Source organism: Carnobacterium sp., assembly GCF_040274425.1.
This window is the reverse complement of record NZ_JBEMBC010000080.1, coordinates 1-12,830: the sequence shown is the minus strand read 5'-3', so window position 1 is coordinate 12,830 and position 12,830 is coordinate 1. Positions and strand designations below refer to the sequence as shown.

Annotated in this window: 12 protein-coding genes; 2 read left to right on the top strand and 10 right to left on the bottom strand. The window is 31.9% G+C overall.

The annotated features are described in order from the left end of the window. On the bottom strand, positions 1-1,868 hold a 1,868-nt coding region (locus ABS911_RS12350; protein WP_350467811.1), incomplete at its 3' end, for an HAD-IC family P-type ATPase. A 489-nt stretch (positions 1,869-2,357) separates the two neighbouring features. Between ABS911_RS12350 and ABS911_RS12345 the strand changes: the two genes are divergently transcribed. Then, entirely contained in the window at positions 2,358-3,443 is a 1,086-nt protein-coding gene (locus ABS911_RS12345) for an AI-2E family transporter (RefSeq protein WP_350467810.1), read from the top strand. A 329-nt stretch (positions 3,444-3,772) separates the two neighbouring features. On the opposite strand, the gene ABS911_RS12340 is transcribed toward ABS911_RS12345, so the two are convergent. The 8 genes from ABS911_RS12340 to ABS911_RS12305 all read right to left on the bottom strand — a co-directional run bounded on the left by ABS911_RS12340 (position 3,773) and on the right by ABS911_RS12305 (position 11,412). Beyond that, positions 3,773-5,674, bottom strand: a complete 1,902-nt coding sequence (locus tag ABS911_RS12340) for an ATP-binding protein (protein WP_350467809.1) — start codon at positions 5,672-5,674, stop codon at positions 3,773-3,775. Continuing rightward, positions 5,671-7,155, bottom strand: coding sequence for an SIR2 family protein (locus ABS911_RS12335; protein WP_350467808.1), 1,485 nt, complete (start codon positions 7,153-7,155; stop codon positions 5,671-5,673). Before ABS911_RS12335 ends, ABS911_RS12340 begins: the two co-directional genes overlap by 4 nt. A 41-nt stretch (positions 7,156-7,196) precedes the next feature. Continuing rightward, positions 7,197-7,385, bottom strand: a complete 189-nt coding sequence (locus ABS911_RS12330) for a recombinase family protein (RefSeq protein WP_350467807.1) — start codon at positions 7,383-7,385, stop codon at positions 7,197-7,199. A 508-nt stretch (positions 7,386-7,893) separates the two neighbouring features. Further along, the gene (locus ABS911_RS12325) at positions 7,894-9,213 is read right to left on the bottom strand and encodes a hypothetical protein (protein ID WP_350467806.1); all 1,320 of its coding nucleotides are present in this window, start codon (positions 9,211-9,213) and stop codon (positions 7,894-7,896) included. A gap of 106 nt (positions 9,214-9,319) precedes the next feature. Further along, on the bottom strand, positions 9,320-10,177 hold the full coding sequence (locus ABS911_RS12320; RefSeq protein WP_350467805.1) for a GIY-YIG nuclease family protein: 858 nt from the start codon (positions 10,175-10,177) through the stop codon (positions 9,320-9,322). Between the two features lie 363 nt (positions 10,178-10,540). Further along, positions 10,541-10,672 (bottom strand): hypothetical protein, encoded by a 132-nt coding sequence (locus ABS911_RS12315; protein WP_350453483.1) that lies wholly within the window; start codon positions 10,670-10,672, stop codon positions 10,541-10,543. A gap of 369 nt (positions 10,673-11,041) precedes the next feature. Then, complete coding sequence (locus ABS911_RS12310) at positions 11,042-11,263, bottom strand: SRPBCC domain-containing protein (protein ID WP_350467804.1); 222 nt, start codon at positions 11,261-11,263, stop codon at positions 11,042-11,044. Continuing rightward, positions 11,260-11,412, bottom strand: a complete 153-nt coding sequence (locus ABS911_RS12305) for a hypothetical protein (protein ID WP_301426038.1) — start codon at positions 11,410-11,412, stop codon at positions 11,260-11,262. Before ABS911_RS12305 ends, ABS911_RS12310 begins: the two co-directional genes overlap by 4 nt. Positions 11,413-11,667: 255 nt before the next feature. Here ABS911_RS12305 and ABS911_RS12300 point away from each other — a divergent pair, with 255 nt between their 5' ends. Beyond that, positions 11,668-12,495, top strand: coding sequence for a sulfurtransferase (locus tag ABS911_RS12300; RefSeq protein WP_350467803.1), 828 nt, complete (start codon positions 11,668-11,670; stop codon positions 12,493-12,495). Positions 12,496-12,579: 84 nt separating this feature from the next. On the opposite strand, the gene rpsI is transcribed toward ABS911_RS12300, so the two are convergent. Continuing rightward, positions 12,580-12,830, bottom strand: a 251-nt coding sequence (rpsI, locus tag ABS911_RS12295; protein WP_350467802.1) for a 30S ribosomal protein S9, incomplete at its 5' end; no start/stop codon positions are given.

The window sequence follows — 12,830 nt, the reverse complement described above, 5'->3', positions numbered from 1 at the left end:
ATGGGTATAAATGGAAATGCTAATAAACTGATTGCACAAATAACAGCCATTATAAAAGAATAAATTGTTTTAATAAAGAATATGGAAGCTACCTTCGTCAAATTATTCACTACTCGACGGCCTTCAAATAAAACAGCTGGCAAGGAGGTAAAGTCAGATTCTAGTAGTACAAGATTAGCAATTTGTCTTGTTGCACTGTCTCCTTCAGCCATTGCAATGCTACAGTCTGCTTCTCTTAAAGCTAAGATATCGTTCACACCATCGCCGGTCATAGCTACTGTGTGTCCATTATCTTTTAATTCTTTAACCAACAGTCTCTTTTGTTGAGGAGACACTCGTCCAAATACAGTATATTGGTGAACAGCTCTACGTACTTCTGCTTCTTCCGTTAATTTAGACAAATCTATATATTTGTCATAATTTTCAAGCCCAGCCTGCTTAGCAACTGTTGAAACAGTCAGTGGATTATCACCAGAAATAATTTTCAAATCAATACCTTGTTTTTTTAAATAGTCGAGTGTTTGATTGGCATTTTTTCTAATTGGATCCCTTAACTCAATAATAGCCATTGGCGAAGGATTTTTTAAGGCAGGGTATTTGTCTGACTCCATTTCTGTTTTACCAAACATTAAAACACGATTGCCTCTCTCTTGAGCACGTAGAACAGCCTCCGGCATATCTTCATCAACTGTAATAATTCTTTCGGGAGCTCCTATTACAAACGTTCCTTGATTTTCAAATGTGATAGCTCCCCACTTTTTTTCAGATGAAAAAGGAAAAACCTTTTTTATATCATAAATTTGTTCCTTATTAAAATGCTTGCGGAGTGCTTGCATGGTGTTGTTGTTGTCTTCACTTGCAGAAATATAATTACCAATCAAATGGTTTAATTCAGTTAGGTCCATCCCATTCAATGCACTTACCTGCTGAACTTTCATTTTTCCTTCAGTGATGGTTCCAGTTTTGTCCAAGCAAAGCACGTCAACATGTGCCAGCATTTCTATAGAATGCATTTCTTGGACCAGTATCTTTTTCTTACCGAGGGTAATTACAGCTGTAGCTAACGATAAGACAATAAGCAATGCTAGGCCTTTAGGCAACATTCCAAGTAGAGCCGCAGTCGATGAAATGACCGCAATAGACATACTATCTCCACGTACAACATAGGCTTCAATAAATAGAATAATACCGATAGGAATAATGATATAACTTGTAAACTTAGCAATTTTTCGAATAGCACCTAATAATTCAGATTGCACTGGTTTGTGTGTTTTCACTTCATTAACCAATTGATTCCCATAATTATCTTTTCCAACATGATGAACTTGTGCGTAGCATTTCCCACTTGAAATGAAACTACCTGACAGTAATTCATCACCTACTTCTTTCTCAACTAAATCTGATTCCCCTGTTAAAAGAGACTCATTAGCCTCTACCTTATCCTTTATAACTATAGCATCAGCTGGAATCTGTTCGCCGGCACTCAGTATTAAAATATCATCTAATACAATGTCTTCAGAATCAATCAGCTTGTTTACGCCATCCCTAACTACTGTTACTTGAGCTTTCGTAACAATTGACAGCTGTTCCACCATATTTCTTGCTCGTATCTCAATTGTAATCCCAATAAGAACGTTCATAATAATAATAAGAATAAAGAACATATTAGAGAAAGCACCAACTAAAGATAAAGAAATCGCAATACTAAAATTGAGCATATTAAACAACGTAAATAAGTTATCCTTAATAATTTGAGTATTTGTCTTAGTAACTTTTGTTGTAAATTGATTCGTTTGTCCCTGACTTTCACGTATTTCTACCTCTTTGTAACTTAAACCTTTTAATTGTTTGTTTGGCAAACTGCCCATAATAAAAATAACTCCTTATTTATTTTGAACTAATCTAATGTTAGCTTTATATCTTTTAGCAGTATACCTGAAACCAAATATATGTTGCAAATTGTTACCAGCGTCAGTTACGGTGTCTGTAATTTGAATAATCAAGTATTCCCATAAGAAATACAGAATAAAAAAAGAATCAAAAGCAATAAAAATAAAGAAGTATCTCATTGAAGACACCTACGATGATAGTGAATGAACTATGAATTATTCAAACTAGTTTGTACCATTTCAGTTATCTTAATAGCTAAATGTAGGTTTAGCTTTTAGCATCTATGTTATTATGAAGTCAGTTGTTGCCTTATATAAGATATGTAAATAAAAAAATATTTATGCTATTAATGTTCATTTTTTATTGCTTCTAATTTTTTATTGCTTCTAATTCTTTATAAAACTCAATCTTATTTGAATACAGCTATACAACTATATTAAACAAACTAACTTAAGAAGGAGATTTCCATGTATTATTTTAAACATTCTAAACTATTTTTATGGACGCTTTGGCTTTTAGCCTTAGTCCTCATTATTTACTTTTCAACTCAAATCAGCTTTCTTTTCCAGCCAATAATTGTTTTATTTTCGACACTATTCATTCCAATCCTAAGTGCAGGTTTTTTATTTTACTTATTAAATCCATTAATCAGTGTCATGCAAAAATTAAAAATCCAACGTAGTTACGCTATTATCTTAGTCATGGTTTTTTTTCTTAGTGTATCCACTATTTTTGCTATTAAAACTTTTCCACTCCTAATGGATCAGCTATCCGATTTAGTGGCTAACATTCCTACTATTCTCTCGGATATTGATATTCAAACTAAAGATTTTGCCTTATTTCCTGCATTAGATAATATTAATTTAGAAGAAACTTTGAAGCAATTAAATATTTCTCTTGATACTTTTGCAAAAACAATTTTAAGTAGCTTCACAACTAGCTTTAGTTCAATAATTGCCGGAGTTGCAAACTTAACAGTTGTTTTGTTCACGGTACCTATTATACTGTTCTATATGTTCCATGACGGTGAAAAATTACAACTATCTATTACACATTTATTTCCTGATAAATATAAAAAACATATATTTGAATTGTTACATCAAACAAATGAAGTTATTACTGCTTATATCAGCGGAAAAGGCTTAGCAAGTATTGTAGTCGCTGTCTTAATTTATTTTGGACTTTTAATGATTGGACTTCCTTACACTTTATTATTAGCGATTGTTAATGGGTTCACCAATCTTATTCCTTATATTGGTCCCTTTATTGGCGCTGTACCCGCAGTCATTGTTGGACTAACTATTTCACCGACAGCAGCTTTATTGGTCATCCTGGTCATACTAATTGTTCAACAACTAGATGCTAATTTATTGACACCAAAATTTGTTGGAAAATCATTAGCTATTCACCCATTAACAATTATTATCATTTTATTAGTTGCAGGAAAGATGCTTGGAATTGTTGGAATTATTTTTGGTGTTCCCGCTTTTGCTGTATTTAAAACAATAGTTGTTTATATTCGAAACACAAGATTATCAATAGAAAAGCTATAGTGATTGGTTTTTTAAGATAATATTCACATTTTAAAAAATATAATAAAATTTCAAAAAAGTAACCACTCTAAAATAACTATAATTCATATTTTTCAATCAATTTTCATTTACTTTAACCAGTACTTATAAGACCCTCATATTTTTGGTTTTATAGGAACTAATACTCATAGTCAATACTCTTAAGTTTTGACTATATAAAATACATCTTTAAATATATATAGATAAGATGGTAGATTTAACTTTGAATAATATTTAAGACGGTTCCATAAAAACATATTTTCTGCTTACACGAATAAGCTCTACATAGAAATAACTGTAGAGCCTTTTGGCTATTTGCCCCATAACTCTAACAAATCTATTGTATCGCTATTTGGTCGTAATTCTTTTGTCTTATTAAAATGAACTTGAACAGTTATAGGCATAGCCATTGCTGTTCCCGTAATTATACAAACACCTGGAGACAAAAGAGGAATATTTTGACGGGAGACTCTATCTAATGTAGAAATTGTATTATTGAGTATAGCTAAATCTTTTTCATTAACTAAACGATGTATGAAGAAGTTATGCGCTTGAGATAAGATAGTAGACGAAATATCTGCCGGTCGTTGACTAGATATGGTCAAAAAATATGAGAACTTCCTTCCTTCTTTTATTATCTCTTCAAATAACTCTAACCGGTAATCTTTCCAACTTTCACTTTCCCTACTTGACTGAGAAGAAAGAATATTGTGAGCCTCATCTATAATTAGATGAAAGGAAGATTTCTCATTAATTTTTTTTGCGTTCTCGAAAGTTAATTTTGCTAATAGTAAAGGAACCATCTTTTTAATTTCTACATTACATTCACGTAGTGATATAATATGTAGCAGTTTGTCCTTACTACCTGCTACAAAACTTTCTTCATTCGTAACATGTAGAACTCTTTTCCATTGTTCTTTTTCTGATTCAATGCGATTAATTATGGGCGAAATATAAGAAAAATCCACTCTATGATATATGATGTCACTAATAATTCTTAATTTAGCTCTTAGTTCAAATTCGTCAAAAAAATCTAACTCCTGGTGATTTAATTGTAAATAATTAAATATGGAATCAATCTTTAATTCCTCTCGCTGTACACTAGTCAAACCGTTAGCTTTTATAAACCCATTGTTAGCAGAGGACGGAGACGCATAAACATACTTTTTCTCATTTTTATCGAATATATATATTGAATTGATTTTTTCTAAAAGATCGTCCTCGTTGGGGAATGTTGGAATTAATGTAGATAAAATATCTCTCAAAAAGTCTAACAATATGCTGCTTGGTTCGCTTTGAAGTACTTTTAGAATAATACTACTGATCCAATTCGATAATGAATCCGGAATACTATCGTAGTTATTCCAACTGCTTATGACTCGCTTTATAAAAGGTTTTTGAGTTTGTTCTGTTGCTCTAAAAAGCATCGATATAATGTCGGGATCCATCAAGAAATTCCTTTTTATAGGAAGACGACTATCTGTGATTCTTTGAGTTGATAACTTATAAACATGCTTTTGAGTTGGGACCAATCCGAAACTTGCTGCTCCTGTATATTCTCCATTAAAGTCAATTACTAAAAAAGTACTCTTATTTACAATTCTACCGAAGTCTATTTTTGAAAAAAGACTGGTATATAATTGGTGTAGTGTGTTGGATTTACCGCTCCCGGTATTTCCGAATATACCAATGTGAGAGGCAAAAAAGTCATTGATAGGTAGGTTAATGCGAATATTCTCATTTACTGTATTCCCTATTGAAATACTTTCTGTTTTCTCATCAAATAAAGAAGAATAATTATTAATGTAAATTTGATTTATCACATCTGGGTCCGGTATTGTTGCTAAATTTCCAATCATGGGGATATATTTACTTCCTGATATAAAAACTTTATTTTCTATATAACCAACTATTTGAGTATCAATATTTCTGACAATGGAGTTCTTTTGATAGCGGGAATCATGGAATAGTTTTTTTGCAATATCTGTGCTTAACTGGTGATCAATAATAGACTCAGAAATCACTTTTCCAATTATTTTAGTAAAACCTTGATTTATTACTACGAACGAATTGACGGTTATATTTTTAATAACTTTACCATTATGGATAATAGTAGGATCATTCATATAGTCAAAGGCAGCAATTATACATGTTAATCCATCAACTTTAGTCACAAATCCAATCTGGGGAGCAAAACCATCAAATTTTTTCATTGATCTCTCCTATACTTCAGTATATTGTTGAAAGCCCTGAAGCTTATCACTGCGCTATAGAACAACTCAATACCTTCTTGTTCGGTGGCATATAAGTGTTGTACAATCGGATTTCCTAAAATGGTTTTCACAATCCCTGAGGCCTCAATTGCAATTTCTTCTAGAAGAGTCATCTCTTCTAAAGTATTTCGTAGTGATTGTATATCCTCTTCTAAATATTCTTCACTTAGTTCATTTTGAGATAAGAACTCAAGAATATCAGAATGGTTTCCTTTAATTTCCTCTCCATACAAGGCTGTATATTCCAAAATCCCCTTATAATCTTGAAATGACTTTATAGTAGAAGGGGAAATAAAAGATACATTAATGGGTACGGTTCTATCCGTATAATCCAAAACATTTAAGATATTGTCTTTGTCGTTGTCCTTGTAACATACAATGTATACTAGTAACCCAGGATTAGTAAAAGCACGTTTTAATTCTGTACGTAAATGTTCATCTGCAAAAGAGAAGCCAAAAACGACTAAAATAGAATCCTTTTTTTCTAGTGTCTCTTTCATATAACGGATCATACTATAGTAGTGATTGCTAAATACTGTATTTTTAAATTTATCTTTAGTAGGCATAACTATTTGAAGGTTATTCGCCTTATCAATGAATTTTTCATCTATTTTTATAGAATCAAATAATGTTGTTTTATTCTCTAACCTCTCAAGATATAAATGGCACTCTATCCCCGTAATGTGTCTCTTTATATAATCTCTTTGCTTTTCCTCACTATAGTCATCGTAGTTCTCATTCAAAATATCATGAGCTAATCTTTTAAAATCTTCAAAATAGTCTAAATCGTTATCTATCAGTATTTTATTGTTGCTATCCAATGACCAGTTTGCTGATCCATGTAATTTAATGAGATTAAAAGTGGGCGTTTCCATATAGTAGTTATCATATAACCCAGAATGAGCTGTAGTTTTGTTATAGTTATCAGAGTCAATGTATCTCCTAAAGTACCCCTCTGCCCCATCATTCAATGAAATTCTATTATTCTTCTCTAGATACAAATCAAAGGCTTTTTCCAAAAACAAGTCATAATTTGTAGTAAATACATTTACTCGAATTGGATTTATTTTACTATTCCTTAAAAACATATAATTAGAAATAATATTTATTAACGCTGTATATTGTTCTAGTATAGTATTCATCAAAGGCGTACTCTCTTTATCTTCTTTGCGGGATATTAAAGAATAGTTATCACAGACAGATAATATTAAAAAGAATAGGATTAATAACTTTTTCAGTTTTTCTTTCTTAGTGCTATCTAAATTAGAGTTTCCAATATCGGTAATCAAATTTTCCATATTATTAAGGGTGGAAAAGTATGGAGCGGAAGCTCCCGCACCTAATAAAAAATTTACGTTCTTGCTGACTAGTAAATCTTGTAGGATTTTGAGATCATGTTCAGAAAAATTCAAATCATCCATAGAGATTGCCTCCTTATTATTCCCTTACATTTTTAATTGAATTACTTCCTGAGAAAACGGAGCACCTTTTGCAGTTCCTCCCGCTCAGTCATGCTCTTTTCCGACACATTCTCCTCGAAGATTTTCTTGGCTCCCGCCTTTTTTAAAGCCTCAATTTGCCGGTCCAGATTTTGGTCCGTGGTGGATACTCGCGCATAGCCTATCCTTATCTTTTTCGCCCTCTTTCCCAAACGATATATTCGACATTCTAAACCTGCATTAAGAACGCTAGAAAATCAACATGTTGTATATATCAATTTTGGGTACACTCTAAATAGACAAGTCTATTTCTATAATTTAGCTGAGTACTGCGGACGATTTTTATCAGCATTGGTATAAATTAGCTGCAATAATCAACCGGTATTTGGAAGCTGGTCAAGAGTGATACTCAATTGGTTAGATTTTTCGACTTTCTTAATTTAGAATTCAACGTATCAAAAAAGAGTAGAAGCTGATTTCAGCAACTGCTTTTTTTCAAATCTGGTTTCTTTCATTCATCCCTACGCGAGTCATTATCTAAGGGTTATTTAACCACTTCGTATAAGTATGGAACTGGGATATATTTAGTGTCATTTTTGTGGCGTAGATATTACTTCCTTAAATTAAGCTTGCACGATCTAATAATTCATATTGTTGCGATTAGTTATCCTATCTCCAACATTTTAATAATTAGGATTCACAATCTATTACCAAAATGTTTTACTTTTCCGGTAACCACAAATATGTTTTTCCATCTCTTATTAATAGTTGAATATCTTCCTGGTAAAGATTAAGCTCTTCAGTATCATACTCAATCTTAGCCAGTGTCATTTGGTGTTTAACTTTATCAATTAGTTCCTCTTCCAATTTCAAATAACGCCATTCATCTTTAATAAGTCCTGTAACATTTGCAAAAACACCTTCAATACCTTGCTTTTTACGTTTACTAGTATCTACATCAATCGCATATTTTTCAATTTGATTATTTTGCCATACTATCAATTTATCATCTGTTTTTAGAGATTGTTCTTCATAAGTATAAAATAATGAAAAACTACTTTCCTGTGATAATTTTCCATTTCCAAATATAAGAGTCAATTTCCCTATTTTTTGTAAAACTCCTAACAGTGTATTTTGGAAAAAAATTAAGCTTTCAAAATCATTAACATTTGTTAAATATTCATCGTAATTAGTATGCGATTGTTTTTGAATTTTTTCTTCTATTTCTAAATTGACCTGCTCTAATAATTGAGTTGTTCGTTCTTGCAATTGTTGTAAATGTATAAGCTTGTTATTACGGATAGTATCATCTTCAAAAATTTCCTTACTAAATTTAGATATATCACGAACATTAACCACTAGAGAACGAACATGACTTTTAAATTCACGTTTTTGGTAATCACTTATTTCACTAATTGACTTGTTCATATCTTCAAGCTTTGAATTCACTTCAGACATATAGTACTGACCAACAATAAGTGAAGCAACGTTCATAATATTTGCCGTTACTGATGTTGCCATTTTTGTAGTTTTTGTTACTTCTTTAGTCGCCTTTGGATCGATTTTCACTAAGTTAGCATGTTCTTTTACTCCTTTACTACCCTGAGTAAATGCTCGTCTAGCATTTTCCATGTTTTTTGATTTTGCAAGTTCACCGCCACTTTTGAGAATCACTTGATAAAAATCGCCTGTCAATTTTGTTGTTGTAGTCGTATTTACTGTCTGCGTTTTGCCTAACGCATTAACAATAGCTGGACTCAGTGATGAAAGGCTTGAAATTATATTCGTGTTTGTTATCTCATGTAGAAGATTTTCTTTCACTTTAACATTACTTGGTAATTTTTCTACTGGAATAATTGGCGTATCTACTGTTTCTGGTTTATTTAAGGACTGTGCCATTAACTCAATATTTGACTCTTCTGGGCTGTTATCACCATTTTCTATGTCACTTGCGTTCTTTTTTTGCAACAGCAAAAAAACAAAAAAGATTATAAGTAAAATACCCACAACAATACTCGTAATAATAAAAATATTATCCATTAGTTAATCTCCTAATTTACCTATTCTTGAATTTTTTATTCGTTAGTAATGTAGATATTTGCCTACTTTTTAATTCTGTAATATAAATCTCTTTGTATACCTTTCATCAGTCTGCTCGATATACATTATGAAGAGTTAATCCTTTATCATTTTTCCAACTATCCCAGCCATTATAACTACCTTTAACGATTACATCTACAGCAGTAGATGGGCTATTAAATAAATGATCTTCAGTAAATATTCCATTTGGATCAATGATACCTATTTTTGTTAAATCTTCTAATAGATGGTTCATTCTAAATCCTTTTGTTTCTTCTCGTGGTGAAATTACTGACCCTTTTAATACAACAAATCCTTCATTTGTGTAAATACCTTTAGCATTACTTTCTCGATAGGTAGTATAAAAAATTTGGTTCGTGTTTATTTCAGTCTCAATATTAGAAACCAATTCTGTGAATATTGGATAACCTAAAGAGGTAAGCAATATATTGATAGTTTCCATTAGATCTGTTAAATCAGCTTCTCTGGCTTCTGTGACAGGAGATCGAGTAGGAATATTTTGATTGATAAAATAACGTTTAGCTAAATTAGCCTTTATGTACGCCGAATGTTCTAAAAATTTTATATCTGCTTTATTCAGTTGCCATCTTTGGTTGCTTGAAATAAAAATGATAGCTACTTCCCAAAAATCTTTTTCCTTATTATGCTGTTTTAATCGTTCTTTGATGGTTTCACTTTCTCCAATATACGCTTCGATTGCTTTTTCATCATCGTTCATGTCTTTAGCAAATAAAAAATATAGACCGCTCGATTCTAATTCTGATCTTGTTTGTAATACAGTCTCAAGCTCTTTTCGTGGAATTAGCATTGCTTCAATAATACTGTTAGTAACTTCAGCTATTCTAAATCCTCGGGTATCACCAGTTGGATAAAACATTTGGATAGTTATTGGTCTTTTTTCCATTTCATGATCCTCCTAATTGACTTTACATTCATATTACCATCTTTTGAATAGAGACAGTAATTAAAAAATGTGATTTTAATTACTTTTATCAGCAAATATACCAATGTTCTTAATATACTCAACTGTATTTTATCTTATAAAATACAAAAAGCTAATACAGGAATTTAAAAACAACCATCGGTATAAAATTAAAAGAAGTCCTGGTCTAAGAGTTAAACGTAGACTAGGACTTCTTTTAGTTGTTATTTTTTGATTTAAAAGAACTGAATGTTCTAATCAAAGTGTAATACCTACTTAATTTACACTGTTTTGAATGAATTCCTATATCCTTTGACATAGTTCTCTTAGCTCATTCTGGAAAGATTACTTATTAAAAATCTTTGGACCTTTTCGCATGTTCTTAAGATCATTTTTTGGCGTGTTGGTTTGTTTAGATTTTCCGCCACCTTCTTGTTTCTTTTTAATTAGCTCTAACATTTTCTCTTTTGAATTCACTTATCACACCACCTTGTTAGTGTAACACTAAATACTTTCAGTGAGATAAAAAGAATAATGACTACATTAATATAATGATTCTTTCTCCATGCTAGTGAGTTCTTAGAAATGATTGATACATTCTCAAGACAACACTATTTACTAAATTCATTATTTTTTTCTATATCCTTTGCCCACCATAACAATATCTGGTTTTACATTCTTCATTAAATCATACAGGATAAACTGCGAAGTAACAAACAAATTTTTGTTTGTTGAGCAGATAATTTCTCCAAGGAATGTCCATTATTCTATTAAAATGAAATTTGATATCACGGTCAGAAAAAGCATCAGGGAAATTAGTAAGCTCTTCATATAGTACAGTATTATCTAACTATTTTTTACAAAACGTCCCAGGTTTTCTAGTGTGGAATTCAACCCTTCAAAATAATCTTCCTTTTTGATATCTTCAGGAACATTTCCAGCGGTAATCGTTACTTTTATGCCTAGATCTACTTCTTCAAAGTACCAAGTCATCACCATATCCTCTACAAAGGCAGGATTATCTGAATTAAATACACCAGACTCTATAATTTTCTTATAGGGTATCAACTCGATAAAGGTACCTTATCCCAAATGATAAGTTCAATTCGCCCATCCTCAGAAGTAAACGTATATTTTGTAAAAGGATAACGGCTTTTTTTTCTAAACAAACCCACCGTATGACGTCGATCTCTTTGTTGTAATTCTACTAAATACATAGCGATCCCTCCTAGGGTGCTTCATGATCTGGTTTAGAATAACTTTATTTTAAATAAAAAAATATTGATGTTATCATAGAGATATGAGGAATCCTATACCAACTTATTCAATAAAGAATCTCTTCTATCTCAAACTTATTGTATTAGAAACCCACTTCAATGCTACTATATCTGCTCATTTTAAAAAAATAAAAATACCTTAACATATCCATGATTCTTCTTTTTCTAAAAAAATTGTTAATTTAGGAGGACTTTATGAAAAATTTTGTTACACAAACATGGTTATTAGAAAATTGTTCAAATAATGACTTAATCTTACTTGATGCCCGTGCAGAATTAAATGATCCGAAGGCCGGATATAATCAATATAAAACAGGGCATATCAAAAGAGCGCAATTCGTCTCTTTAGAAGATACAATGACCGGAAAAGTTAGCGAGCATGGTGGTCGGCATCCTTTGCCGGATATGGAAGTATTTATTAAGGAAATGAAGCAGCTGGGTATTTCTGATTCTTCTACAGTAATCATTTATGATAACGGGGATCTGGCAATGGCAGGCAGATTATGGTGGTTGTTAAGATACGCTGGTAAAGATAAGGTATTTTTATTAGAAGGCGGTATAAAACATTGGGTCGATAATGGGTTAGAACTTACTATAGTTTTTCCAGAGCCGCAAGCTTCTGGGGATTTAAGATTGAATTTAAATGAATCCATGATTGCAGAACACTCTGAAGTAAAAGCTGCTGTTGACTTAGATCAAACAGCAATAATCGATTCCAGAGCGTATGAACGGTATTCTGGACAAGTGGAACCCTTAGATAAATTGCCTGGACACATCCCCAGTGCTTTAAACTATCCTTGGATGGATTTAGTTGATGAAGGTACTATAATAGACAACAAAAATATAAACGAAAAGTTTAAATCTTTGGAAGAATATGAGGATATTATCGTTCACTGCGGATCTGGGATAACCGGGACAGTAAATGTGTTGTTTATGGAAGAAGCTGGATTGGAGCCAAGGTTGTACCTAGGAGGCTACAGTGATTGGGTCAGTTACGAAAACAGTCAAGTGGTAAAAGACTAAAAATTAGGAAAAACATTATCAGATTTTTATGCATAAAAAAAGAACTGCCATATAGACAGTTCTTTTTTGATACATAACGTAAAATTAACGTTTTGAGAATTGTGAAGCTTTACGCGCTTTTTTCAAACCTGGTTTCTTACGTTCAACCATACGTGGGTCACGAGTTAATAGACCTGCAGCTTTTAATGGGCCACGGAAGTCTGGATCAACTTCTAGCAATGCACGAGAGATACCATGACGGGCAGCTCCTGATTGACCAGTGAATCCTCCACCATTTACGTTTACATGTACGTCGTAGCTACCTAAAGTTTCTGTAAGAGCTAAAGGTTGTTTAA

Excerpts from the sequence above, each read along its gene's own strand:
- ABS911_RS12345 (WP_350467810.1), top strand. The coding sequence starts at position 2,358 with ATGTATTATTTTAAACATTCTAAACTATTTTTATGGACGCTTTGGCTT.
- ABS911_RS12340 (WP_350467809.1), bottom strand. The coding sequence starts at position 5,674 with ATGAAAAAATTTGATGGTTTTGCTCCCCAGATTGGATTTGTGACTAAA.
- ABS911_RS12335 (WP_350467808.1), bottom strand. The coding sequence starts at position 7,155 with ATGGATGATTTGAATTTTTCTGAACATGATCTCAAAATCCTACAAGAT.
- ABS911_RS12325 (WP_350467806.1), bottom strand. The coding sequence starts at position 9,213 with ATGGATAATATTTTTATTATTACGAGTATTGTTGTGGGTATTTTACTT.
- ABS911_RS12320 (WP_350467805.1), bottom strand. The coding sequence starts at position 10,177 with ATGGAAAAAAGACCAATAACTATCCAAATGTTTTATCCAACTGGTGAT.
- ABS911_RS12305 (WP_301426038.1), bottom strand. The coding sequence starts at position 11,412 with ATGTATTTAGTAGAATTACAACAAAGAGATCGACGTCATACGGTGGGT.
- ABS911_RS12300 (WP_350467803.1), top strand. The coding sequence starts at position 11,668 with ATGAAAAATTTTGTTACACAAACATGGTTATTAGAAAATTGTTCAAAT.